Here is a 23,731-nt window from a genome sequence, read left to right as displayed (position 1 = left end):
AGGAGAGAAAGTATGCCTGAATTACCTGAGGTTGAAACCAGTCGTCGGGGTATTTCACCGTATCTCGTTGGTCATACCATCCTTTATGCAGAAGTGAGGAACACGCGTCTACGCTGGCCGGTATCAGCTGAGATTCTCTCGCTGAGCGATGAACCGGTGCTCAGCGTGCGTCGGCGGGCAAAATATCTGCTGATTGAACTCACGCATGGCTGGATTATCGTGCATCTCGGCATGTCTGGCAGCCTGCGGGTGTTGCCAGAATACAGTGAGCCGGAGAAGCACGATCATGTCGACTTAGTGCTGGACAGCGGTAAGGTGCTGCGTTACACCGATCCTCGGCGTTTTGGTGCCTGGCTGTGGACGGATAATCCAGAAACCAGCTCGGTATTGGCGCATTTGGGGCCGGAGCCGTTAGAGGCGGAATTCTCCGCAGATTACCTTTATCAGGCTTCACGCGGTAAAAAAACAGCAATCAAGCAGTGGATTATGGATAACAAAGTGGTGGTTGGCGTAGGTAATATTTACGCGAGCGAATCGCTGTTTGCGGCGGGTATCCATCCTGACAGAACTGCCGGATCGTTAAATGAAAACGATGCAGCCGTATTGGTTCGCGTGATTAAACAGGTATTACAACTTTCGATTGAGCAGGGGGGCACAACGCTGCGTGACTTTTTGCAATCAGATGGCAAACCAGGTTATTTCGCACAAGAGCTGCGGGTTTATGGCCGTAACGGTGAACCTTGTCGGACATGTGGAACGCGGATAGAAATTGCGAAACACGGGCAGCGCAGCACGTTTTTTTGCCGCAGTTGTCAGAAGTAATCACTTATTAATAAATCAGAAAATCAATTCAGGCTATGAAGGTCAATATGGGTACAGTCTTTTTTCTTGAAAGCTCAAAGAACATGGGCGGGCAGGAATGGCAGCTTTTACAGCAAATGGAAGCGTTGAATGCGCGGGGATTTACTACCAGCCTTTTCTGTAGTGCGAAAGGCCGCATAAATGGTGAAGCTCGCGCTCGTGGCCTGTCTGTGATTAATTTGCCGTTTCGTAATAGTTGCCATTTGCCAACTATTCGTGGATTACGAATTGAAATAAAGCGCCAACGCCCACTTGCTTGTATTTGCCACAGTGGGCATGACGCTAATAATTTGTGTATTGCGGTGCTGACGTTACTCAATCGACCCAAAATTATTCGCTCACGTACCTATTACACGAATAGAAAACCTAATCCGTTAAGCCGCTTTCTCCCTATTGATTTAGTGATGGTACCAAGCCGATTCATGGCAGAGAAAATCAAGCCCCAGTTTCCGGGTAAACAGATCGACGTCGTGTATCCCGGTATTGCGTTTGAAAAGTTGGATCGCGAGGTCAATCTACCGCTCGTAAACGAACTGGCGGCGTGGCTGAGCCAGGGAGAGGGCGATGTTATCATTCAGCTTGGTATGTTACGTGCGGAAAAAGGGCATAGCATTATACTTGCGGCATTGAGTGAGCTTGTTGTGCGCCGGCCCCATTTGCGCTACATCATCGCAGGCGGTGGCAATGCTGCGCCGTTGCAACATGAGGTTGCTGAGCGTGGTTTGCAACGGCAAGTATGGATAGGAGAACTGGCCTCAGTCGCTGCCGTGTTGAAACGTGCTGACGTGTTGGTGATGCCGTCGACAAAGGAGCCACTGGGTATGGCACAGATAGAGGCATTGGGGCTAGCGGTTCCTGTCATCATCAGCAATGAAGGCGGATTGCCCGAAACAGTGCAGGATGGCATTACCGGGATGATTGTATCGCCTAATGAGCCGCAGGCGTGGGTGAGAGCAATTGATTTTGCCTTATCGAATAAAGAAATCGTGCAGGCCTATGCTGAGGCTGGAAAAACGGATGTCAGAGCTCGCTTTGGCCGTGAGGTCAATACCGAGAGCCTTATTCGGATTGTAACGGAATAAACACCGCCATCTATTACACCTTTTGCAATCTTTCCAGTAATGCGTCAGCGATGCTGTCGGGTAAAAAATGCGATACGTCGCCGCCGTGGCGAGCAACTTCTTTGACCAGAGAGGATGAGATAAACGACCACTCTTCCGACGGCATCAGGAAGACGCTTTCGAGCGTAGGCATCAGGTGGTGATTCATTTTTGCGAGCTGGAGTTCATATTCGAAATCGGCAACGGCGCGCAAACCACGCACAAGAATATTCGCTTTTTGCTGCTGCGCGAAGTGCGCCATAAGATCGCTGAAGCCGACGACTTCGACATTCGACAAATGCTGCGTCGCACCCTTTGCCAACGCGACACGTTCGTCCAATGTGAAGAGCGTGTTTTTGCTCGGGCTGGCAGCGATGGCTAGTACTACATGATCGAACAGTCGTGATGCTCGCGTCAGCAGATCCAAATGACCATTGGTTAATGGATCGAACGTGCCAGGATAAATCGCTTTGGTTGTCATCACATCAGCCCTTTATTTACAATTTCGGTAACGGCTTCACTGCGTCCGCTGAGGTAAATAAGGTTCTAATAGCGTTAGCAGCATCTGTAGTGCGCCCTGATTTTGGTATAATACTTCTACGGCGTGTCGACCATAGTAGAGACGATAGTCTTCGTCAGCGAGCAGTTTTCCCACCTCTCTTCCAAGTGAATCTGCATCGGTCACGGTAATCAGCCCATCAGCCTGGTCTAGCTTGTTGCAGATGTCTTTGAAATTGAAAGTATGTGGCCCCATTAACACTGGAATCGCGTGGGCTGCCGCTTCTAGCGGATTATGTCCGCCCCGTTCAACCAAACTCCCCCCCACAAATGCCAGATCGGCAATGCCATACAACAGCATCAGCTCGCCCATGGTGTCCCCAATCACTACCTGCGTGTTCGCAGAAGGTTGCTCACCACCGCTACGCAGCGTATAGGTGAACCCCAGATTTTCTGCTAACGCCTGGGTGGTGGAGAAACGTTCTGGGTGGCGAGGCACAAGAATCAGTAATAAATCAGGATAAGTGGCAAGCAGTTGTCGGTGAGCGGCCAGAACGATCGCTTCCTCACCCTCGTGCGTACTGGTGGCTATCCAAACTGGACGATGCGGTGCCCATTGCCGACGCAAGGTAATCGCTTTAGCCGCGAGTTCTGGCGTAACGGAAATATCAAATTTGAGACTGCCGGTCACTTTCAGGCTTGAGCGCTTCAGGCCAAGAGCGATAAATCGATTTCCGTCTTCCTGATTTTGTGCGGCGACGAGGGTAATGCGCTGTAAGATGTGGCGCATGAGTTTGCCGATCTTTTTATAACCCGCAGCAGAACGCCCAGACAGCCGTGCATTTGCAATGACCAGTGGAATTTCGCGTTTATGTAGTTCCGCGATCAGATTTGGCCAGAGTTCAGTTTCCATAATGATGACGATTTTTGGACGAACCTGATCAAAAAAGCGTTTCAGTGCATAGGGCAAATCATAAGGTAGATAAACATGATAGACCGTGTCGCCAAAAGCAGAGCGCACGCGCTCGGAACCGGTCGGCGTCATGGTTGTTACCGTGATAGGTAGATTAGGGTAACGATGGCGCAATGCCCTAACCAGAGGGATGGCAGCCAACGTTTCACCCACCGACACAGAATGCAGCATGATGCCGTCTGGCTTGACCTTCTCTGCACAAAAACCGTAGCGTTCACCCCAGCGCCGACGATAGGCAGGTGCCTTGCGGCCACGAAGCCACAGGCGAAGCCAAATCAACGGCTGGATGAGGTACAGGATGATGGTGTAGAGAGTTTGTAACATAAGATCTACTGTTATCAGTTATCGCTGGGGGGATTTTATCGGGTTCGTGATGATAAGGCTATGGTTTAGCTATCAGTAGAATAGTTGTGAGTGGCTTTACTGTTTTTATCTATATTAAAGCGCGATCTTGGATGTTGCTTTTGTATCGCGCATTGAACTATTTTTAAGGCGCTTGATATAGAACACTTTGCTTTAAGTGTATACTTTATCGCATAAATAATGTTTCTCAGAGAACCGGGCTTATTTTGTTTATTTATTCTTCTTAGTATTTTTCCTAAGCCATGCTCTAGCTTTGCGGATTCTTGCATTCTACTAAAATCCTGACCTACGCCGGACATGTTATGATACATTTTTCCAACACATTTTCCTTTGACATAGTCAAATGCAGTTAATCTTTCAAGTAGGTCATGGTCTGCCCAATAAAATGCATAACTTTCATTAAAAATATATCCATAATAGTCTGCTATTTTCTTTATCAGTACTGAGGAAAATGATAGACCTGAAGCACAAGTAAACATTGCATTGGCATTAAAATCACCGGCCTCAATAAAATCAATACTCTCATCAGGAGTGTTATAGATTGGGCTGCTTTTTATATTTTCTTTATTGGATAAGTAAATTTCAGGGCAAATGATTTCATAGTTTGCATTTTCTTTTATATTTAGAAAGAAATCATTGTTTACGCTGGTGTCCTGATCTAAAACGGAAATGTAGTTATAATCTGATTTGGCAATGAAATAGTTATATATTTTACTGAGAGATAGATTTCTAGTATCCTGATAAACGTCTGTGCTAATTTTTTTTTGTTGACATTTTTCAATGAAATTACTTACATCTTTTTCATTTAACAGTATATTACCATTGTTCCATATTAATAGTTTAAGCTCTATATTATCAAGATTTGCTTTAAAAATAGAATTGACGGTTACGGAATCCTCCATGTTGCAATTATAGAGAACTATTATGGCATTTATTTTGATTTTTTCCATTTTTTGTGTGCTTGTAAGCGTGGTTTTTATAAAGTTTCCAAATGTTTTTCGGATGTTTATTATTTATATATGGGGTTAATGTTCTTTTCTATATTTAATTTTGATCTTGGGTGAGTATTATCTATAGAAAAAATAATAAGTTTTTTTGTCCGGTCAAAATCTGTTTTTCCTCTAATAAAATCTCTTAGATATATGAATATGGTACTGATTTTAGATTTCTTCTGATATTCATTTCTTATGAATGTCTTATAGTAAAACATTTCCATGATTCGGAAGGAATCATTTTTATTATCAGGATTAGACATTGCAAATGAGTGGTAAATCTTGTTTGCGCAATATATATTTAGTGTTATTTTATTGTCTGCCATAATATTCATGGTTCTAAAAATGTCACTGTCTATTCCATAAAAAGCTAACCGTTCCTCAAAGAGATAACCTCTAAATGCGATTATTTTATCTGCTCCTTGTTTCGACAGTGCGAGTCCCGACATAACCGAATCTATCTTCATATCGACTTTCCCCTCTCCAATCATGAGATTGACATCTCCATAAAAATGAGGATCGGTCTGTGCGCTAATACCATTTCTCTCTGCAATAACAATTGGAGCAACAATATCCGCTTCTTGATGTGATGATATTTTCGTAAGGTAATTTTCAGGTAAATAAGAATCTTGGTCTAAAATTGTTATAAATTCAAATTCTTCATTCTTAACAAAAAAATTATAAATTTTAGACAGGGATAAATTCCTTATGTCTTGATATATTTTTGCTTGAATGCCTTTTTTTTGGCATTGTGATATAAAATCAGAAGCATCACTTTCTGTTAATAATTTTGGCCCATTGTTCCAAATGCAAATATTCAGATTTATATTTTGAATCTGACAAAGCAGAATACTTTTTAGCGTGTCCGACTCACGTAACTCTGCATTATAAATTATTACAACGGATGTGATATTCATGTCATTACGTTCCGAATAAATTTCAAAAATATTTTCTAAACATATAATGGTTCTTTAAGTTATTTTTCTATGAGATATTTAATTCTACTTAATATTCCTTTTATCAGCTTTCCTTTTCCTATCTCATGCTTGGATTTTTTCTTCCACTGTATTGGCGTGTTTGCAACAATAAGGGGGACGTCACTCCAGGTTGATTGCTGATAAGCATGGCTGAAATAAACCGTAGAAGGATATTGACCCCATTCATTCCAGGGTTTCGTCGTGCCGACATAATGAATGAAAACGCTCTCGTCGTTAATTATTTTCTTATAAGCCTGATGAGTCTTATCTTTCAGCTCACTTTTGATGCTGTAAATGCAGTTGAATTTACGCGGTAGAATGATCGTCTTTCCGTAAAGTAGAATGTTCAGTGCATCCTGATCCGGGTATTTAAGCGAAGTGTTTTCTTTAATAAAAGAAAGCGTTCTTTCAGTAAGTTGATTATCTGCCCAGCTTTTCAAGTGGGTAAACATAATGCCAGAGTTAAAATAACTTTCTTTTATCTCTGGTCTGGCCAAACGTGTTGCACATTGTTCTCTGGTTTCAATGATATCAGGCACAATGGCACAAATGTTCTTACCGAAACGTAGCTCATATAAATCATTGATACTGCCTTTGCACATCACATCGGCATCTAGATACAATAGCGTGTCCACCTGATCATCAAGATAATCAAAGGCTACCAGCCTGAAATAAGCCGAGCAAGGCCATTTTTTATCAGGTAAATCGCTAAGTAGTTGTGTATTAACCTGATATAAATGAATGTTAACGTTGAATTTATTAGCCATGGATTCAAATTGATGGATTATTTCATCATCAATATGATCCATAAAAAAATGAAAAGCTAAAGGTTTGGTATTATTGATAATAATCGAAGTTGCAGAAATAGCTGCGCCGAAAATAAAGTTTCTATCTATGCCGTAAGCGATGTTAAATACATTTTTTTCATTGTTTCTAATCCCAATGAAATCTATTTCTCTCTCGATAATTATTTCTTTATTAAAGTACATTTTTGTCTCTTCGTGATCATCGATGGAACAATTTTTTTGAGAAATAATGAATATAACTTATTAATGATGGAATAGAATGGCCTTTATGAAAAAGATGTTTTGCGCAGTATCTAAATTGATTTGCCGAATTTGCTTTTTCTAATGGAACATTTTTCCACGGAGAAAGGGCTTTTGCATTATAAAAGTACGCGGAACTAGGGTACTTGGCCCACTCGTGCCAAGGCTTGGTTGGACCGATATAATGAATAAAAACCGTGTCGTTATTTATTGGGTGAGGATAAGTCTCGCCTCTTTTACATTTTAATTCATAATTGATACTGAACTGAGTATTGTATTTTTTATCAAGAAAGAGGATGTGTCCTGGTAATAGCATATTGAGGATGTCTTGGTCAGGATAAGAGATTTTGTTGGCAACATCCTTATCTATTAACATCATCATAGTTTTCGTAGTGATGTTATTCTGATGCCAGTTTTTTAAATTAATCAATAAAAAACCAGAATTGAAATAACCATTTTTAATGCCGGGTGTTTTCAGGCGAGTGGCACATTTTTCCCACCAAGGACTTTTCCCCTCTGCTACGGCAGCAATAATATAATTTTCTATGTTTAGCTCAGATAATTCCTGAAGCGAACCGTTGCAAACGATATCTGAATCGAGATAAATGATTTTATCAAGCAGATGATAAAAATAATCAGTGGCGATAAAACGAAAATAAATGGCATATGACCAGTTTTTGGTACTTGGCAGGGATTTTAGCCAATCGCAGTTAACAACATAGAACGTAATTGACGTGTCATATTGCTTAGCCAGAGAGTTGAATCTATCACGATTATCGCTGTCGAGAGTATCTGTAAAAATATGAAAGGCTAAAGGTTGCTTAGGGTTTTTTAGTAAAATAGAAGCGATAGATACTGCACAGCCAAATAGAAAATTTTTATCCGTACCGAAAGCAATATTCAGGGTATCTTTCTCGGGATGCGAAGGTGAGGAAGAGAATTCAACGACTTGTTTAATCACATCATCTTTTTTGAAATACATAGCAAACCCAACTGACAATTAGCGGATAATCTGACGGTTAATAACAGTATTGATGGTCTCTTTCATCGACTGATAGTAAGTATCATCATAAAACAAATGTATAGACGATTTTACCTGTTCTGCTGACGGTATCGGTTCCTGCTCGACAAGCGTTTGCAGCGCATTACGGAGGAAATCGGTGGAGCCAGTTGGATAAAGCTGTCCATTTACGCCATCCCTAATGATATCGCCCGGCCCAGAAGGGCAATCGCTGCTGATGCAATAGATGCCGTGGGACATGGCTTCCAGTAGCGTCATCGGTAGCCCTTCAAAGGCTGAACTCATAACGAACGCAGAAACATTTTTAACCTTTGTCTGGATGTATTCCCACGGATCGGCCTGCCAGCCGTGCCAGTGTACTTGCTCGTTGATACCCAGCTTTTGCGCATACTCGCGACAGACCTGAGCATCGGAACCATCACCAATAAAATGACATTCCCAATCGCCTGTCAGCCCAGAAAAAGCGTCCAACATATCTTTGAGACGCTTTTGCCCCTCAAATTTCAGACGGCCTACATAGATAAAGACGGCTTTATTCGTCGGACGTGGGATAACAACGCTTTGTGGTGTGACCGGATTAAAAACAACAGAAATTCGTTTGGAAGGTACACCACGCTTTATTAATTGCTGCTTGATACCTGAGCTGATGGCCAAGTGGTGATCTGCCACCAGTGCCTGCTCGGCGTGTTTTTTATGATCGAGAGAGTAATGTAGCCATGAAATCAACGGCAACCTTTTCTTACTATAACGGAGAGCGTGTGCTGCAACCCGACAGGATGGTGCATCAAAAGCAATAACGGCATCGGGTTGGTTTTGCTTAATGAAACGAGCGAGCACACAGGCATGACTCATTCGACGCAGAAACGAGATCTTGATGCTAGAGCGATGGCAAACAAACCGCTTTCCTGCCAGCCATGCTTTATCCATGCGGTCATCACGACATAAAAAATACAAGGTATAGGTATTTTTGGTTTCGCAATCGTTTTCCAGAAAGCTGGTCACTTTTTTGAGTACGGTTTCAATACCACCGAAACCAGATGTGGCTTCACCGACGAAAAGTATATTCATAATGATAATCAGGGCTCGGGTTAAAGTGCCTTACGCTCCGTTCTCTCGCGAATCTTTTTTGCTTTGATAAGTGCTTCGTGAAAGAGCACTTGTTCCTGACGCAGTGTGGTACGCAATGGTTGATGATCAAAATAGATCGTTAAAAACCTCAGCAGATCGTTTTTCGTCAGCCCAATATCGAGCGATGAAAAATAGAGGCCGATAAGATCTTTATTCCGCCAGCGCAGAGGAACACGATCGCGAAGCTGTGCCCGGTGTAGGTCAATCACTGAAATTTTAAACTGTGCATCCGTTGGCTGATAAGGAAGATGCAGTAAAAAATGACAAATATAACAATCACGGTGATTGATGCCACCTGCGTGCATGTCCCGCACCATCTCTGCTACACGGCAGATTAGTCGGCGTTTTTCTTGCAGAGTCGGGGGCTTATCCAACCAGGTTGCGCTGTAATCTTCCAGACTGATCGTCGGATTGAGATCTTCTGTAATGATGAAGGAGTGGCGGCGCAGCGGATTTAATCCGCGCTGGCCAAAGCCGACGCCTTGCATGGTATCGACCCCCCGTTCAGCCAGACGATGGATCGCGTTCCATTCCCGATCGGCGCCGAGCACCGGCAGTCTGAATGACACTAAATTTTTTAGCGCTTCTTTAAGCGCAGTACCGCGATGTATCTTGATAAAATATGAACGTTCTTTCAGCGTAAAACGTAGTGTCCGACGGCTTTCCAATGCGCGGAAAACTTCGCCGTCTAGCTTTTCCACTTCGAGAAATGGATCTTTGTGTTTCCATAACGATGCGAAAGGTTCGTGTAATTCAATCATGGCTGCTCACCCGTTATTAGTGCGGCGGCTTTCTCCGGCAAGCTGTAAATATCTTCGCTATCGGCAAATAGACGTGCATGTTGTGCCCAGCTAGAGACGGTATTCGGCTCACTTAACGCTTCTCTTAAGGCGGTATTCAAAGTGTCTTGGCTGAATGGCGTTGGGATAACACGCCCGGCCTGCGCTTTATCGATGTAGAAAGCGTAACCGCAGATATCGGTCACGATCGCTGGCAATCCTGCGGCAATGGATTCAAGTAAGACAATGCCTGCCGCTTCCTGATGGGCTGGGTGCATCAACAGATCTGCTGCGGCCATAAAGCCGGGAATATCATCGCGACCAGAGAAAAATCGCACCTGTTTACCTATACCCAACTTTTCAGCCGCGGATTGGAAATACCCTGGTTTATCCTGACCAACCACCAGAAAAACCAGATTTTCACGTAAGCTCTGTGGCAAGTTGGCAATGGCTATAATACTGCGTTCCACACCCTTGCGTTTAAAATCGGAACCTACCTGAAGCAGGACGATGGCATTGTCGTTGATGCCTTGTGCATGGCGAAAGGTTTGTCGAACGTCAGGTGCTTGGCGGTCGTATTTTCTGTCGAGGGCGATGCCCGGTGGTAGGATGTAGAAACGCTCGTCTTGTGTGCCGTAATGCTTTTTGAAATCCGCGATTTGGCGCTGCGTTAACATGAGCATTTTTGTAGAGCTATCGCGCTTGAATACGGCTTTTTCAAAGGCGGCATAGTGCTTATATCGTGGTGTCAGGCGATAAAAAAAACCTTTCTCCCGTTCGACTTTTTCCGCGTAACACACGTCGGCAGCATAGTAGAAATCCAGCCCTGGCATTTTATTAAAACCCACCACGCGGTCGACAGGGTGTTGTTGGAGGTGATGTTGAACCCATTCACTATAGCGCTGATTGCGTAGGTTATTGCTCATACCTGATGCGGGTACGAAAATAATCTCAAGGTTATCTGGCTGTTCACCTTGCCATGACAAGACATAAACGCGGACACGGTGCCCCAGCTTTATGCAAGCCTGAGCAATACTGTAAAAGTCGCGTTGCAGTCCGCCGAAAGGGAAATATTTATACAGGCAGATGGCAATATTCATTGCGCTTCCTCGTTTGTAGAACGACCTGCCAATAGGCTATTTACCGCTTGAATGACATCTTGTGCAGGGATACAGGAAAGATATTTTTGATTTCTATTGAGATTTTTTCTTTCCGGCATCGGTTCATAGTCTCCGGCCCAAAGAACGACACTATTGTCAGACCATGGTCGCCATTTCTTATGATCTGTCGGCCCAAATAAGCATACTAGCGGTGTATCGAGCGCAGCGGCCATGTGCATTGGTGCAGAATCGACGCCGATGTAAAGTGCGGCGTTATCGATCAGCGCCGCCAGTTCTAAAAAGCTGGTTTTACCCGCTAATAAGGTATTCGGCTTATAGGTGCATTGGGCGTGAATATCCTGCACAACATGAAGATCTTCCTGAGAGGGGCCACAGGTTAGGACAACGTCTAACCCTTTCTCTTTCAAATAATCAATGACGACCGCAAATTTATCGTTGTCCCAGCACTTGAAGCCCTGCCTTGCGGTCGGTTGGATGACGATGTAAGGCTGTTCACGTAGTTGTGGAGCAATGCTGAACACGTGTTCAGCATCCGCCATACCATAATAGAGCGACATGCGATCTTTGGGCTGGGCATCAGAAAGGCCGAGTGGGGAAAGTATCGATCGATTTTGCTCAATGATGTGTAGTCCTTGTGGACTGACGCAATCACTGAAAAATAAACGCCATATTTTGCCTTTAAAACTATTCCCGCGATCGAGCGTAATGCTACGTCCACCTAATGATTTAACTAACAACGCAATAGGCCACTGGTCAGCAAGATTAACGATCAGATCGTAATTGTTTTTCTTAAGTGTTTTCTGTATCGCTGCGAAATCTTTGATCTTTTCTGATAACGTTGCTGTCTTTCTCTTGAGCCCATAAAGCTGGTGTATTTCTGGATTGGCGGAGAGAATCGGCATCGTATCCTGATACAATAATACGTCGATTTTAGCGTCAGGATAATTGGCTTTCAGCGTACTGATGAGCGGAGTGGTCAGCAGCATATCGCCATGATATCTGAGCTTTACCACGAGAATCCGGTGAAAGGATATGATGCGTTGACTCACTCGTTTTCCTTCATGTAATCAAAAGGTTATTATTTTATTGCAGGCACGCTACCGCCCCTGGCTCGACAGCTACCAGTTGACTGATTTGCCCCTATGGCGACACATCGGTGTCGGTGCGCCAATTTTCCCGCTATGGTACTAAAACCCATCTCCCTCTCACAGAGGTAAATACTTCAGCCACGCGCTAATTATAACAGGACTCATTCTTTAGCCATTTTCCGGTCAGCGTTGTACCGAGGCAAAAAGCCATCAGCCACGTAATAAGCATGTCCCGTGAATAGAGAATGACATCGCTAAGTCCATACATGATCAGGGCAAAAAGCAGTGCGGCTGAGAGGTGACTACGCAAAATAAAAAATGAAAAATAAAATAAAGATGCGTAGAACAAGATTAACAATATCGCTCCTGATAGCCCTTTAAGAGAAAAAGCATCAATCACTTCGTTATGTAGATGGACGTTCAGATATTCAACTGCGCCAGCTAAGCTCGGTTTTTGTTCTGCTTGTGCAATGATGCGTTCTGACCGCTGTTCAGCAGATTGTCCGAGCAAGGCTTCTTCTCCTGCTTCGGCACCGGATTGGTACATCGCGATGCGTGCACCAACCGATGTCCTGCTGTTATTCATGCTGTAACTGTGTATGTCGCTAATCAGATCGTTGACACGCTGATGAATTGTTTCCTGAAAAAGGAATAAACACAGGAGAATAGTGGCCGATGAACCGATGAATGCTTTGATGAATAACGGCTTATTGTGCCTGACTTCGGACAATAAAATGGTCGCACCAACAATAGGGTAGACGAATATAGCAGCTCGCGTTTCTGTTAGAAAAATAGCGATAGTGACTAACAGAAAATGCCCCAGATAAAGGTAATACTTATAAGCCGAATCGAGCTTAAGCAGCGCCTGTGCGCTTAACGCGCCAATGAAGGTGAGAAAGTAGGCTGCGCTGGTTGCGGTGCCAAATACCAGCCCAATACGATGCATTCCACTGAACAGTGACTGGTAAAACGCATAACCCAGTGTGAACACACATATTCCAATGATGCAGAAGAGCGATTGTTGCTGCTTTTTTTGCGAGATATGCAGGGCTGTCAGCAGGATAAATGCGCCCAAAATACCAGCATGTGCAGATGTTTTATAGGCGTTATACACATAAGGGAAAGGGTTATCAGGTTGATAATATTGGTGATACCAAATGAGATTGGTTAAGCCGATAGACAGCAGGCAAAGCGGAATCAGTAATAACCGCTTAGCGGCCATTACCGCTCTTAAGTGTGTTACCACATAGAAGACAGATAGTGAACCCGTGAGATAAAAAAGCCACCCGGCAAGGATGCTACTAAATGGCATAATGGCTAATGTGAGTAAACAGCCGGGGAAGATTGTTGTAAGCGCGACAGTCGAACTTATACTGGGCGTTTTTCCCAGTTCGTACCTTAATTCATTGAGCATGTATTTGTTCACAGTCGGGAGCGATATCACTCGCCTGATGCAGGTAATTCTATCAGCATCTCTAATTTTTGATGGACGAGACTAGCAGGAATTGTCTCCATTTGCTGGTTTTCAGACATTTCCACCACCTGATTCATCCCATAGCCGCCAATCAACCCAGGGTCGGTGGGGCCGTATAAGGTGATATTTGGGCGATCCAGTGCCGCCGTCAGATGGCTAAGCCCGGTATCGACGGAAACAACGGCCTTGGCACCCACGAGCACCTCGGCGACCTGTTGCAACGTCAGACGCGGTAAGACATCGACGTGTGGGAAGCCTTCCGCTAATCGTAATGCACGTTGGTGCTCATGTTCCGCTCCCCAGGGAAGCTTAATGTGTAGTCCACTTGATGCCAATAGCGCAATCAGCTCGCGCCAGTGCCCTTCCGGCCAGTGTTTTTCATCACGCGTCGTGGCGTGGAGAAACACCAGATAGCGGTTGGCGTCTTTGGGCGGCTGAGAAAGGAAGCGCTGGGCAATGGCATAATCGCCGCGCTCGGCGGGTTTCCGATAACCCAGACTGGCGGCAAACAGTTCGCGCACGCGCTCGACAGCATGTTGTCGACGGCTTATCGGATGGCGGCAGTTATAAAACCAGCTCGCCAGCGGCTCACGCGCTCTCTTGCAATCTAATCCGTGTTTCTTACCGTTGGCGAGTCGCGTAACCAGTAGCGCGCTTTTAATCAGTCCCTGCGCATCAATCACCGCATCGTAGCGGTATTGATGGAGTTGACGCTTAAATTCTGCACGTTCCTGACGTATTGAGGTGCTGAACCAGCTTTTGCGCCAGCGGCGAATTGCCACCGGAATGACCCGGGAAACTGCGGGGTGCCAGCTTGGAATTTGTGCGAAACCTTCTTCAACGACCCAGTCGAACTGGATACCGGGAATAGCCTGCATTGCGTCGGTTAAGGCGGGTAACGTATGTAGCACATCGCCCATCGACGATGTTTTCACGATCAGTACTCTCATGCGCCCGCTCCCGGCACCTGATTTTCTTCCAGAACGGGGCTTCCTTTCGAAATGAGACTTTCTTCCTGAACGAGATACTTATCCAGTGCGCTGAGCACGCGCTCGGGCTGAATATCGATCAAACTCTGGTGATAACCTTGTTCAGCATCCCCTTTGCGCACCCGGTGATAACCGGTAATCAGGCGAATCACTTCAGCCTGATGAGACAATGGCGGAGTAAAGTCAGGGCTGCTCGGGCCATAAAGCGCGACAAGCGGACGATGAAGTGCCGCTGCGACGTGCATGAGCCCAGAGTCATTGCTGACAACGGCATGGCAAGCGGCAATCAAGACAACGGCTTGTTCCAGCGAGGTTTCCCCCGCCAGATTGGCGCAGTGCTGTCGGGCGTCTTCCGTTAATCCCTGAAGGATATCGTCACAGGCCGAACGATCATTGGCGGAACCGAATAGCGCTATCTGGTAACCGCGCTCAATCAGTGATTGTGCCAATGCAGCATAGTGATAATGTGGCCAGCGTTTGGCAGGGCCAAATTCGGCACCGGGACAAAAGCCGATGATGGGGCGTTCATCGCTGAGATCAAAGGCCTGCGTTATGGCTGCAATTTCAGTCTGATTAACCTGTAACTGTGGCCAAAGTAACGGCTGCGGTAAGTCCTCGGCACGACGAATACGGCTACGGTCATAGGCTAATGCGGTGTAGCGCTGAACCATAAGCGGAAATGCGGTTTTATCCAGCACGCGTAAGTCATTCAGCAGCCTGTAACGCATCTCGCCACGCCAGCCAGTGCGCTGCGGAATGTTGGCAAAGAACGGCACTAGCGCAGATTTGAAGGAGTTGGGCAGCACGTATGCTCGGTCATAGCCCGCATCGCGCAGCGAGACGCCAAGACGACGGCGCTCCCCCAGTTCAAGTGCGCCGTGACCTAGCGGCATAGCTAACGCCTGATTGACTTCCGGCATCCGTGCCAGCAGCGGACGGCACCAGGCTGGTGCCATCACGTCAATGACCGCTTCTGGGTGTTCAGCCTTTAGCGTGCGATAAAGGCTGTGCGACATCATCATATCGCCGACCCAGGAAGGGCCGATGACCAAAATTTTCATACCGCTTATGAATCCTTATCCGATTAAACGGTACGGTTCAGCCAGGCCATGTATTCCGCCACGCCTTCGGCGACAGTTTTGAACGGCTTATCGTAGCCCGCAGCACGCAAGTTAGTGAGGTCGGCCTGCGTATAGGCCTGATAGCGGCCTTTTAGCTTTTCTGGGAATTCGATGTATTCCACGCTGCCTTTTTTATGGAAAGCGAGCGTGGCGTCGGCGACAGCCTGGAAGGATTCGGCGCGGCCGGTACCGCAGTTGAAGATGCCGGAAACACCGTTCTGCCAGAACCACAGGTTGACCGCCGCGACATCGCCGACGTAGATGAAGTCACGCTTGAAGTTCTCACTACCGGAGAACAGTTTCGGATTTTCACCCTGATTAATCTGGTTGTTCAGGTGGAACGCCACGCTTGCCATGCTGCCTTTGTGGCCTTCGCGCGGTCCGTAGACGTTGAAATAGCGGAAACCGCAGATCTGCGATTCCGCTTCCGGCAGAATCTCACGCACGTACTGATCGAACAGAAACTTGGAGTAACCATAGACGTTCAGCGGCTGCTCGTATTGACGTTCTTCGATGAAGTTATCGTTGCGACCGCCGTAGGTCGCGGCAGACGAGGCATACAGGAACGGAATACTGCGATCGAGGCAGTAGTGCAGCACGTCTTTAGAATACTGATAGTTGTTATCCATCATGTATTTGCCGTCCCACTCGGTGGTGGAAGAGCAAGCGCCTTCATGGAATACGGCATCAATATCGCCCAGATCGTCGCCTGCAACGATGCTGGCAATGAAATCTTCCTTATCCACGTAATCTGCGATGTCCAGATCGACCAGATTGGCGAACTTGGTACCGTCTTTCAGGTTATCGACAACCAGAATGTCCCGGTAGCCGATGTCATTCAGAGATTTTACGATATTGCTGCCGATAAAACCGGCACCGCCAGTAACGATAATCATGGGTGCGACCTTTGTTAATCTTGCCGGTGAGGCACCGCGCCCCACACTGTTTATGACCGCTATAATAGCATTTCATTTTGCCGCAAGCAGCCAGAGGTTAATTTATCCCATATTGTCACCCGTTTTTTTAAGATAATTCAGGCCGTGACGAAGCCTACATTTTCAGACTGTTTACCCCGCATTTTTGCCCATATCCGCTAGCTTAAACACCATAAAGCGATCTTTTTATGGGAGAGTGACGCTATGCCTGCCGCTTTTTATCAACAACTTACTACACAAATCATGGCTGCCCGCACTGAGGGAGTTTTCAAGGAAGAGCGTATTATCACCTCTGCGCAGCAGGCTGAGATCGAGGTAATGGACAGCGATCGTCTGCTCAATTTCTGTGCCAATAATTATCTTGGTCTGGCGGACAGCCCCGAGTTGATTGCCGCGGCAAAAGCTGGATTGGATAGCCACGGCTTCGGCATGGCATCGGTGCGCTTCATCTGCGGAACACAGGATATCCACAAACAGCTGGAGCGTAAGCTGGCCGATTTTCTGGGAATGGAGGACGCGATTCTCTATTCCTCCTGTTTTGATGCCAATGGCGGGCTGTTTGAAACGTTAATGGGCGCAGAGGATGCGATTATTTCCGATGCGCTTAACCACGCCTCGATCATCGACGGAATTCGGCTATCGAAGGCACGACGCTATCGTTACGCCAATAACGATATGAGCCAGTTGGAAGCACAACTGCAACTGGCCAGAGCCGGAGGAGCAAGGCACATCATGATTGCCACCGACGGTGTTTTCTCTATGGACGGCGTGATTGCAGACCTACAGGGGGTTTGCGACCTGGCGGACCGCTATGATGCGCTCGTCATGGTCGATGATTCCCATGCGGTGGGATTTGTCGGTGAACATGGGCGCGGAACACATGAACACTGTGGGGTAATGGATCGCGTCGATATTATCACTGGCACGTTAGGTAAAGCGTTGGGTGGTGCGTCAGGTGGCTATACGGCGGGCAAGCGTGAGGTGATTGACTGGCTGCGTCAGCGCTCTCGACCCTATCTGTTTTCCAATTCGCTCGCGCCTGCCATTGTCACTGCATCACTCAGCGTGCTGGATCTACTGGAACATGGCGGAGAACGGCGTGAGCGGCTGTGGGAAAACGCCCGTCTGTTTCGTGAAAAGATGATGGCCGCAGGATTCACGCTGGCGGGGGCGGATCACGCGATTATTCCCGTGATGCTGGGTGAAGCACAGTTGGCGCAGGATTTTGCGCTGGCACTACAGCGGGAAGGCGTTTATGTCGCGGGCTTTTTCTATCCTGTGGTTCCTCTTGGTCAGGCGCGTATTCGTACCCAAATGTCGGCAGCTCACACACCGCAGCAAATCCAATTCGCCGTCGAGGCTTTTATCCGTGTGGGTAAGCGTATGGGTGTGATCATCTAAGGAAGCTGTCATGAAAGCATTGGCAAAACTGCGGCCGGAAGAAGGTATCTGGATGATGGATGCCCCCACGCCGGAGCTTGGGCATAACGACATCATGATTAAAATCCGCAAAAGCGCGATTTGCGGAACGGATGTGCATATCTATAACTGGGACGAATGGTCACAGAAGACCATTCCCGTTCCGATGGTTGTCGGGCATGAGTACGTGGGTGAAATTGTTGCGATTGGTCAGGAGGTTAACGGTTTTCATATTGGCGATCGGGTTTCTGGCGAGGGACATATTACCTGTGGCTACTGCCGCAACTGTCGTGCTGGGAGACGCCACTTATGCCGCAACGCCATCGGCGTCGGGGTAAACCGTCCCGGTTCGTTCGCAGAATATCTGGTGATTCCTGCCTACAACGCATTTCGCATTCCCGACAATATCTCTGACGAGTTGGCCGCCATCTTCGACCCTTTCGGTAACGCCGTACATACCGCACTTTCCTTCGATTTAGTCGGCGAAGATGTGTTGATTGCCGGGGCAGGGCCGATAGGCATGATGGCCGCGGCGGTGTGCCGCCATGTTGGCGCAAGGAATGTTGTGATTACCGATGTGAATGCGTACCGTCTGGAGTTGGCCAGTAAAATGGGGGCAACGCGTGCCGTCAATGTGGCAGAAGAAAAGCTGGCTGACGTGATAATAGAACTGGGCATGACTGAGGGGTTTGATATTGGGTTAGAGATGTCGGGCGCACCATCGGCCTTTCGCACGATGTTGAAAGCGATGAACCACGGTGGGCGTATCGCCATGCTGGGCATTCCGCATGAACCGATGTCGATTGACTGGGGCGAGGTGATTTTTAAGGGATTGTTTATCAAAGGTATCTACGGTCGGGAAATGTTCGAAACCTGGTACAAAATGTCGGCACTGATCCAGTCCGGGCTGGATTTGTCACCGATTATCACCCACCGCTTTCATATCGATGAGTTTCAAAAAGGGTTCGATGCCATGCGCTCGGGTCAGTCGGGCAAGGTTATTCTCAACTGGGATGAGACATAACCCTGCCGTGAATAACTCGTGCGAACACGCGTCTGAAGTTACGGCTGCTTGTGCGTTTCCGTCTCGGCAGGGGCAATCCAGGTTTGCCAGCGGTGCTTGATAAACAGCACCGGCGCACTGTCCCGAATGCTGTTGCTCACTAGATTGAAGAACACATCGTTTTTCACCGGTTCCGGCAGCTGTTTGACCTGACATTGCGGTATGCCACGGAACGGATTACGCGGCTTGGCTGGCTGTTGTGGCTGAGGCTCATACTGCCGCGTCGGCTCATTCAGCAACTGGCTGGGACGCACTAAGACGATATCGGTATCCAGCGTGGGCAGCATCTGCTGCAAGACGCGGATGGTTGAAGGATGTGGATGCCCGATAGCAATAGCGGAACCGCTATTGCGGGCGATTTGCACCGCACGGGTAAACTGTTTACGAATTTCGGCTTCGTTTTGCGAATCATCCAGGAAGACTTTGCGTTTGATGACTTTGACGCCTGTTCCTGCCGCGGCCTGACTCGATTGGCTGCTGCCAATGGTCATACTATCGAGGAAGTAGAGTTGGTAGGCGCTGAGCGCCTGCATGACCTTTTGCATACCGGGCAGGCTGGCGGTCATCGCGCTGCCCATATGGTTGTTTAACCCCACTGCATAAGGCACGTTGTTGACCGACTGACGAATGATGCGCTGAATCTCGTCGTTGCTCATATCTGGGCGTAGGGTGTCACGTTCCAGCGGCTGCTTGCTCATCGGCGCCATCGGAAGATGGATCAGCACTTCTCGCCCTTGCTGATGAGCTTTGGTCGCCATCTGACGGGCGTACGGCGCGTTAGGTAATACTGCGACGGAAATTGCCGTAGGCATCGCCAGTATTTGGTTTTCATTATGTGGGCGATAGCCGAAATCATCGATGACGATGGAAAGCTTTCCGGCCAGCGCCAAAGGAGAAAGTGCGAACAGACTCAATGCCAATAACGGTACTTTGGTTAAATAAGACAAGACTATCTTCCCAGCCAAGGTTGTGGATTAACCGCCTGACCTTGGCGACGGATTTCAAAATACAGTCCGGGCTGGCTCTGCCCGCCGCTGGTACCGACCAGTGCAATAGATTGACCCGCTTTGACCTGAGCGCCAACGGAGACCAATGCGCTCTGGTTGTAACCGTACAGGCTCATATCGCCTTTACCGTGCTGCACAACAACAACCAGACCATAACCCTGTAGCCAATCGGCCATCAGTACGGTACCGTCAGCGATGGCTTTTACTTCCGTCCCTTCTGGTGCGTTAATCACCAAGCCTTTCCAGCGTAGCTCACCCTGTAGTGGTTCGCCGAAACGGTGCTCGATACGGCCATTAACCGGCCAGATAGCTTGACCAGACGGTCGCCCTAAACCGCCTGTGCGCGCCATCAATGAACGTTCACCTTCGGTGGGTTTATAACTGCTGCCGCTGCGTTTGGCCTGCTCTTCTTTGGCTCGAACCTTGGCGGCCTCGCGAGCTTCCCGTTCCGCACGGGCTTTCGCTTCTCGCTCGGCACGGGCGATCTGATCGCGCAATCGGGTTTCATTCTGGCGCAGTTCCGTTAACTGCTGCTGATCTTTTTCCAGCGAGCTTTCCAGCGTCGACAGCGTTTTCTTCCGCGCTGACTGCGCCTGTTCCAGTGTTTGCTGTTGCTGCTGCTGGTCACTTAACAGCGTTTTTTGCTGCGTCTGTTTTTGTTCTAACTGACGCCGCTGATTTGCCAGTTCTATGCGAGTTTGCTGCAACTCGTTGATGGATTTCTGTCGTGCTTCATTCAGATAGCCGAAGTAGGCGAGGATGCGCTCGTTACGCTGGCTTTCTTCTCCGCTCAGCATGAGTTGTAGTGCGCTGTGCTCACCTTGTCGGAAGGCGGCATCAAGCTGGCGGGAAAGGAGTGTTTGTTGCTTATCCTGCTGAGATTGCAGTTTTGCGATAGAGGCGCTGAGGCTGGCTAATTCTTTATTTAGCGTGGACAGCGTATTGCGCGTTTCATGCAGTTGACGACTGGCCTGAGAGATGGACTGCTCCTGCTTCTTCAACTGCTGGACTAATGTACTGCGCTGCTTTTGTTGCGCTTGAACGCTTTTTTCTTTCGCGGCGATATCTTGTTGCAGGGTCTTCAACTGTGCCTGATTATCTTCCGCCTGGCCGATCGCGGGCAACAGCAAAACGCCAACGCAGAGCGCGCTGGCGCAGCGGGTGAGCAGCCTTTGTAATGCGGATAACTGGCGATCTGCGCTACATACCACTCGACTCTGTACAAATAACGCGTTTTTACTCATATCGATAAATTATTCCACGATGAACAGCGGCTTACCAGTTGTCTCTTGTCTGATTTCTATTTCCAGACGTGACAAGCATGGCACAAAGGCGCGTCTCTATGCGTATCAATATAGAGATAAATGGAAAGCGCGCCGCAGATTCGATACGCTATGTTGGCTTACTGGCTGTAATTGCGGTATCGCGCAGGTATACTCAGGAACCTTATATTTTTGTTGCTTAACTGATCCGGGAGCCGTTACACCCCATGCAAGAGATTATGCCATTCGTTAGCAAGCACCCTATTTTGAGTATCGCCTGGGTTGCGCTGTTGGTTGCGGTAATTGTACTTACTGTGAAGAGTAAACTGTCGAACGTGAAAGAAGTGGTTCGTGGTGAAGCGATCCGACTGATTAATAAAGAAGATGCTGTCGTCGTTGATATTCGTAACCGTGATGACTATCGCCGTGGCCATATTGCCAACGCATTTAACCTGTTGCCGATCGACATTAAAAACGGCAGCGTAGGTGAACTTGAAAAACATAAGTCGCAGCCGATTATCGTGGTATGCGCCAACGGCCTCTCTTCACGCGAAGCGGCCGATAATTTGCACAAAGCGGGTTTTGAGCGTGTGCAGGTACTGAAAGACGGCCTGGCTGGCTGGAGCGGTGAGAATCTGCCTTTAGTCCGCGGCAAATAAAACGGTTTGTGGTAAAACTATCCGCATCGTGCCATGTGCAATAAGTCACACGCCGCGAAATGGCAACGATTTCGCAGGATAACCGACAGGCTGATTGCAGTACTAAATTGATTGTAAGTACTACAGTGATTGCAGTACGACAATGACAGAAATGTGCTGACGTCCGCCTACTCATGACGACGGAAGACGTCAAGAAAATCTAACAAAAGGGTACTACTTAACATGTCTGAACAAAACAACACAGAAATGGCTTTCCAAATTCAGCGTATCTACACCAAAGATATCTCTTTTGAAGCGCCTAATGCGCCTCAGGTGTTCCAGCAGGAATGGCAGCCGGAAGTAAAACTGGATCTGGATACGGCCTCTAGCCAACTGGCTGATGACATCTATGAAGTCGTACTGCGTGTGACCGTAACGGCTTCTCTGGGTGAAGAAACTGCATTTCTGTGTGAAGTTCAGCAAGGCGGTATCTTTACCGTTGGCGGTATCGAAGGGACTCAACTGGCACACTGTCTGGGCGCATACTGCCCGAACATTCTGTTCCCTTACGCGCGCGAGTGCATCACTAGCCTGGTTTCTCGCGGTACCTTCCCGCAACTGAACCTGGCACCGGTTAACTTTGATGCGCTTTTCATGAATTACCTTCAGCAGCAGACCGAAGGTGAAGGCGCTGCGCAACATCAGGATGCCTGATGAACGCGTCCGACGCTTCTATGACCGTCATCGGTGCCGGTTCATACGGCACCGCATTAGCCATTACGCTGGCGCGTAATGGCCATCGAGTTGTGCTGTGGGGTCACAACCCTACTCACATTCAGGCATTACAGACCGCTCGCTGTAATCAGGCATTCCTGCCGGATGTGCCTTTCCCCGATTCACTCCAACTGGAAACGAATCTGGCGCAGGCGCTCGCTGCCAGCAGAGACGTGTTGGTTGTGGTGCCTAGCCATGTATTCGGTGATGTTCTACGTCAGTTGAAACCTCACTTGCGTGCTGATGCGCGTATCGTGTGGGCGACTAAAGGACTAGAAGCGGAAACCGGACGTCTGCTGCAAGATGTCGCACGCGAGGCGCTGGGTGAAACCATCCCGCTTGCGGTGGTATCCGGCCCGACATTTGCCAAAGAATTAGCCGCGGGTATGCCGACTGCTATTGCTCTTGCAGCAACGGACAGTGAATTTGCTGACGATCTGCAACGGCTACTGCATTGCGGCAAGAGCTTCCGTGTTTACAGCAACCCGGATTTTATCGGCGTGCAGTTGGGCGGCGCGGTGAAAAACGTCATTGCGATCGGTGCTGGGATGTCTGACGGCATTGGGTTTGGTGCTAATGCACGTACTGCACTGATCACCCGTGGGCTGGCTGAAATGACTCGGCTAGGCGCGGCGCTAGGTGCGGATCCTACTACCTTCATGGGAATGGCTGGACTTGGCGACCTGGTGCTGACCTGTACTGACAATCAGTCCCGCAATCGACGCTTTGGCATGATGCTGGGGCAAGGAATGGACGTACAGAGTGCGCAGGATAGTATTGGTCAGGTTGTTGAAGGGTACCGCAATACGAAAGAGGTTCTGGCATTAGCGCAGCGCTACGGCGTTGAAATGCCGATAACTGAGCAACTCTGGCAGGTTCTGTATTGTGGGAAAGACGCCCGAGAAGCGGCGTTAAGCCTGTTAGGGCGCACGCGTAAAGACGAAACTGCCAATTCAGGTAAGTACTTGGGTGAGTGACAAACCTGCCTTTGGCAGATTTGAACGCTACTTGCAGCGGCCCCAGCGGGGCGAGGCACACGCATATGTGCCAAGTATCGTAGCCAACGCACATGAAACTTGAAGTATGACGAGTATATGCTGGG

23 protein-coding genes are annotated in these 23,731 nt (G+C 47.9%); 7 read left to right on the top strand and 16 right to left on the bottom strand.

The features are described from left to right. Nucleotides 1–12 precede the first annotated feature (12 nt). Both mutM and KP22_RS17325 read left to right on the top strand, forming a co-directional pair. Nucleotides 13–822 (top strand): bifunctional DNA-formamidopyrimidine glycosylase/DNA-(apurinic or apyrimidinic site) lyase, encoded by an 810-nt coding sequence (gene mutM, locus KP22_RS17330; RefSeq protein WP_039325411.1) that lies wholly within the window; start codon nt 13–15, stop codon nt 820–822. A gap of 47 nt (nt 823–869) precedes the next feature. Continuing rightward, nucleotides 870–1,943 carry a glycosyltransferase family 4 protein gene (locus KP22_RS17325; protein ID WP_039307352.1) on the top strand — a complete coding sequence of 358 codons (1,074 nt, stop codon included), beginning with the start codon at nt 870–872 and terminating at the stop codon, nt 1,941–1,943. A gap of 13 nt (nt 1,944–1,956) precedes the next feature. On the opposite strand, the gene coaD is transcribed toward KP22_RS17325, so the two are convergent. From coaD to rfaD, 14 genes are all read right to left on the bottom strand, one after another. Then, nucleotides 1,957–2,442: a pantetheine-phosphate adenylyltransferase gene (gene coaD / locus KP22_RS17320; RefSeq protein WP_039307349.1), complete on the bottom strand. Its 486-nt coding sequence runs from the start codon at nt 2,440–2,442 to the stop codon at nt 1,957–1,959. A 36-nt stretch (nt 2,443–2,478) separates the two neighbouring features. Next, nucleotides 2,479–3,756 carry a lipid IV(A) 3-deoxy-D-manno-octulosonic acid transferase gene (gene waaA / locus KP22_RS17315; protein ID WP_039307346.1) on the bottom strand — a complete coding sequence of 426 codons (1,278 nt, stop codon included), beginning with the start codon at nt 3,754–3,756 and terminating at the stop codon, nt 2,479–2,481. A gap of 65 nt (nt 3,757–3,821) precedes the next feature. After that, complete coding sequence (locus KP22_RS17310) at nt 3,822–4,745, bottom strand: glycosyltransferase family 2 protein (RefSeq protein ID WP_052012555.1); 924 nt, start codon at nt 4,743–4,745, stop codon at nt 3,822–3,824. A gap of 59 nt (nt 4,746–4,804) precedes the next feature. Further along, a complete protein-coding gene (locus tag KP22_RS17305; protein WP_039307344.1) occupies nt 4,805–5,704 on the bottom strand; it encodes a glycosyltransferase family A protein in 900 nt (299 codons plus the stop codon). Between the two features lie 59 nt (nt 5,705–5,763). Continuing rightward, nucleotides 5,764–6,753 carry a glycosyltransferase family 8 protein gene (locus KP22_RS17300; RefSeq protein ID WP_039325409.1) on the bottom strand — a complete coding sequence of 330 codons (990 nt, stop codon included), beginning with the start codon at nt 6,751–6,753 and terminating at the stop codon, nt 5,764–5,766. A gap of 16 nt (nt 6,754–6,769) precedes the next feature. Next, a complete protein-coding gene (gene waaO / locus KP22_RS17295) occupies nt 6,770–7,792 on the bottom strand; it encodes a lipopolysaccharide 3-alpha-galactosyltransferase (protein ID WP_039325407.1) in 1,023 nt (340 codons plus the stop codon). A gap of 18 nt (nt 7,793–7,810) precedes the next feature. Further along, nucleotides 7,811–8,899 (bottom strand): lipopolysaccharide 1,6-galactosyltransferase, encoded by a 1,089-nt coding sequence (waaB, locus tag KP22_RS17290; protein ID WP_039307334.1) that lies wholly within the window; start codon nt 8,897–8,899, stop codon nt 7,811–7,813. A 20-nt stretch (nt 8,900–8,919) separates the two neighbouring features. Further along, entirely contained in the window at nt 8,920–9,720 is an 801-nt protein-coding gene (rfaP, locus tag KP22_RS17285) for a lipopolysaccharide core heptose(I) kinase RfaP (RefSeq protein WP_039325405.1), read from the bottom strand. After that, nucleotides 9,717–10,838, bottom strand: a complete 1,122-nt coding sequence (locus KP22_RS17280) for a glycosyltransferase family 4 protein (RefSeq protein ID WP_039325403.1) — start codon at nt 10,836–10,838, stop codon at nt 9,717–9,719. The genes rfaP and KP22_RS17280 overlap by 4 nt, the downstream gene beginning before the upstream one ends. Beyond that, entirely contained in the window at nt 10,835–11,908 is a 1,074-nt protein-coding gene (gene rfaQ / locus KP22_RS17275) for a lipopolysaccharide core heptosyltransferase RfaQ (RefSeq protein ID WP_039325402.1), read from the bottom strand. The genes KP22_RS17280 and rfaQ overlap by 4 nt, the downstream gene beginning before the upstream one ends. A gap of 184 nt (nt 11,909–12,092) precedes the next feature. After that, nucleotides 12,093–13,361 carry an O-antigen ligase family protein gene (locus KP22_RS17270; RefSeq protein WP_231566890.1) on the bottom strand — a complete coding sequence of 423 codons (1,269 nt, stop codon included), beginning with the start codon at nt 13,359–13,361 and terminating at the stop codon, nt 12,093–12,095. A gap of 26 nt (nt 13,362–13,387) precedes the next feature. Further along, nucleotides 13,388–14,371, bottom strand: a complete 984-nt coding sequence (gene rfaC, locus KP22_RS17265; protein WP_039325401.1) for a lipopolysaccharide heptosyltransferase RfaC — start codon at nt 14,369–14,371, stop codon at nt 13,388–13,390. Beyond that, entirely contained in the window at nt 14,368–15,471 is a 1,104-nt protein-coding gene (rfaF, locus tag KP22_RS17260; RefSeq protein WP_039325400.1) for an ADP-heptose--LPS heptosyltransferase RfaF, read from the bottom strand. The genes rfaC and rfaF overlap by 4 nt, the downstream gene beginning before the upstream one ends. Before the next feature lie 23 nt (nt 15,472–15,494). Further along, on the bottom strand, nt 15,495–16,427 hold the full coding sequence (rfaD, locus tag KP22_RS17255; RefSeq protein ID WP_039307316.1) for an ADP-glyceromanno-heptose 6-epimerase: 933 nt from the start codon (nt 16,425–16,427) through the stop codon (nt 15,495–15,497). Between the two features lie 243 nt (nt 16,428–16,670). Here rfaD and KP22_RS17250 point away from each other — a divergent pair, with 243 nt between their 5' ends. Both KP22_RS17250 and tdh read left to right on the top strand, forming a co-directional pair. Continuing rightward, nucleotides 16,671–17,867, top strand: a complete 1,197-nt coding sequence (locus KP22_RS17250) for a glycine C-acetyltransferase (RefSeq protein ID WP_039307313.1) — start codon at nt 16,671–16,673, stop codon at nt 17,865–17,867. A 10-nt stretch (nt 17,868–17,877) separates the two neighbouring features. Continuing rightward, nucleotides 17,878–18,909 (top strand): L-threonine 3-dehydrogenase, encoded by a 1,032-nt coding sequence (tdh, locus tag KP22_RS17245; protein ID WP_039325399.1) that lies wholly within the window; start codon nt 17,878–17,880, stop codon nt 18,907–18,909. A 38-nt stretch (nt 18,910–18,947) separates the two neighbouring features. Here tdh and KP22_RS17240 read toward each other — a convergent pair whose 3' ends face one another. Both KP22_RS17240 and envC read right to left on the bottom strand, forming a co-directional pair. After that, the gene (locus KP22_RS17240; RefSeq protein WP_039325398.1) at nt 18,948–19,895 is read right to left on the bottom strand and encodes a divergent polysaccharide deacetylase family protein; all 948 of its coding nucleotides are present in this window, start codon (nt 19,893–19,895) and stop codon (nt 18,948–18,950) included. A 2-nt stretch (nt 19,896–19,897) separates the two neighbouring features. Then, nucleotides 19,898–21,199, bottom strand: a complete 1,302-nt coding sequence (envC, locus tag KP22_RS17235) for a murein hydrolase activator EnvC (protein ID WP_039325397.1) — start codon at nt 21,197–21,199, stop codon at nt 19,898–19,900. 245 nt (nt 21,200–21,444) lie between these two features. Between envC and KP22_RS17230 the strand changes: the two genes are divergently transcribed. From KP22_RS17230 to gpsA, 3 genes are all read left to right on the top strand, one after another. Next, nucleotides 21,445–21,876: a rhodanese-like domain-containing protein gene (locus KP22_RS17230; protein WP_039307305.1), complete on the top strand. Its 432-nt coding sequence runs from the start codon at nt 21,445–21,447 to the stop codon at nt 21,874–21,876. 222 nt (nt 21,877–22,098) lie between these two features. Then, the gene (gene secB, locus KP22_RS17225) at nt 22,099–22,569 is read left to right on the top strand and encodes a protein-export chaperone SecB (protein ID WP_014913761.1); all 471 of its coding nucleotides are present in this window, start codon (nt 22,099–22,101) and stop codon (nt 22,567–22,569) included. Next, the gene (gpsA, locus tag KP22_RS17220; protein ID WP_039325396.1) at nt 22,569–23,606 is read left to right on the top strand and encodes an NAD(P)H-dependent glycerol-3-phosphate dehydrogenase; all 1,038 of its coding nucleotides are present in this window, start codon (nt 22,569–22,571) and stop codon (nt 23,604–23,606) included. The genes secB and gpsA overlap by 1 nt, the downstream gene beginning before the upstream one ends. Nucleotides 23,607–23,731 lie beyond the last annotated feature (125 nt).

This window comes from Pectobacterium betavasculorum (assembly GCF_000749845.1).
In the GTDB taxonomy this organism is placed as follows: Bacteria; Pseudomonadota; Gammaproteobacteria; order Enterobacterales; family Enterobacteriaceae; genus Pectobacterium; species Pectobacterium betavasculorum.
This window is presented reverse-complemented; position numbering and strand designations above follow the sequence as displayed.

Excerpts from the sequence above, each read along its gene's own strand:
- mutM (WP_039325411.1), top strand. The coding sequence starts at position 13 with ATGCCTGAATTACCTGAGGTTGAAACCAGTCGTCGGGGTATTTCACCG.
- KP22_RS17325 (WP_039307352.1), top strand. The coding sequence starts at position 870 with ATGGGTACAGTCTTTTTTCTTGAAAGCTCAAAGAACATGGGCGGGCAG.
- coaD (WP_039307349.1), bottom strand. The coding sequence starts at position 2,442 with ATGACAACCAAAGCGATTTATCCTGGCACGTTCGATCCATTAACCAAT.
- waaA (WP_039307346.1), bottom strand. The coding sequence starts at position 3,756 with ATGTTACAAACTCTCTACACCATCATCCTGTACCTCATCCAGCCGTTG.
- KP22_RS17310 (WP_052012555.1), bottom strand. The coding sequence starts at position 4,745 with ATGGAAAAAATCAAAATAAATGCCATAATAGTTCTCTATAATTGCAAC.
- KP22_RS17305 (WP_039307344.1), bottom strand. The coding sequence starts at position 5,704 with ATGAATATCACATCCGTTGTAATAATTTATAATGCAGAGTTACGTGAG.
- KP22_RS17300 (WP_039325409.1), bottom strand. The coding sequence starts at position 6,753 with ATGTACTTTAATAAAGAAATAATTATCGAGAGAGAAATAGATTTCATT.
- waaO (WP_039325407.1), bottom strand. The coding sequence starts at position 7,792 with ATGTATTTCAAAAAAGATGATGTGATTAAACAAGTCGTTGAATTCTCT.
- waaB (WP_039307334.1), bottom strand. The coding sequence starts at position 8,899 with ATGAATATACTTTTCGTCGGTGAAGCCACATCTGGTTTCGGTGGTATT.
- rfaP (WP_039325405.1), bottom strand. The coding sequence starts at position 9,720 with ATGATTGAATTACACGAACCTTTCGCATCGTTATGGAAACACAAAGAT.
- KP22_RS17280 (WP_039325403.1), bottom strand. The coding sequence starts at position 10,838 with ATGAATATTGCCATCTGCCTGTATAAATATTTCCCTTTCGGCGGACTG.
- KP22_RS17270 (WP_231566890.1), bottom strand. The coding sequence starts at position 13,361 with ATGCTCAATGAATTAAGGTACGAACTGGGAAAAACGCCCAGTATAAGT.
- rfaC (WP_039325401.1), bottom strand. The coding sequence starts at position 14,371 with ATGAGAGTACTGATCGTGAAAACATCGTCGATGGGCGATGTGCTACAT.
- rfaF (WP_039325400.1), bottom strand. The coding sequence starts at position 15,471 with ATGAAAATTTTGGTCATCGGCCCTTCCTGGGTCGGCGATATGATGATG.
- rfaD (WP_039307316.1), bottom strand. The coding sequence starts at position 16,427 with ATGATTATCGTTACTGGCGGTGCCGGTTTTATCGGCAGCAATATCGTA.
- KP22_RS17250 (WP_039307313.1), top strand. The coding sequence starts at position 16,671 with ATGCCTGCCGCTTTTTATCAACAACTTACTACACAAATCATGGCTGCC.
- tdh (WP_039325399.1), top strand. The coding sequence starts at position 17,878 with ATGAAAGCATTGGCAAAACTGCGGCCGGAAGAAGGTATCTGGATGATG.
- envC (WP_039325397.1), bottom strand. The coding sequence starts at position 21,199 with ATGAGTAAAAACGCGTTATTTGTACAGAGTCGAGTGGTATGTAGCGCA.
- KP22_RS17230 (WP_039307305.1), top strand. The coding sequence starts at position 21,445 with ATGCAAGAGATTATGCCATTCGTTAGCAAGCACCCTATTTTGAGTATC.
- secB (WP_014913761.1), top strand. The coding sequence starts at position 22,099 with ATGTCTGAACAAAACAACACAGAAATGGCTTTCCAAATTCAGCGTATC.
- gpsA (WP_039325396.1), top strand. The coding sequence starts at position 22,569 with ATGAACGCGTCCGACGCTTCTATGACCGTCATCGGTGCCGGTTCATAC.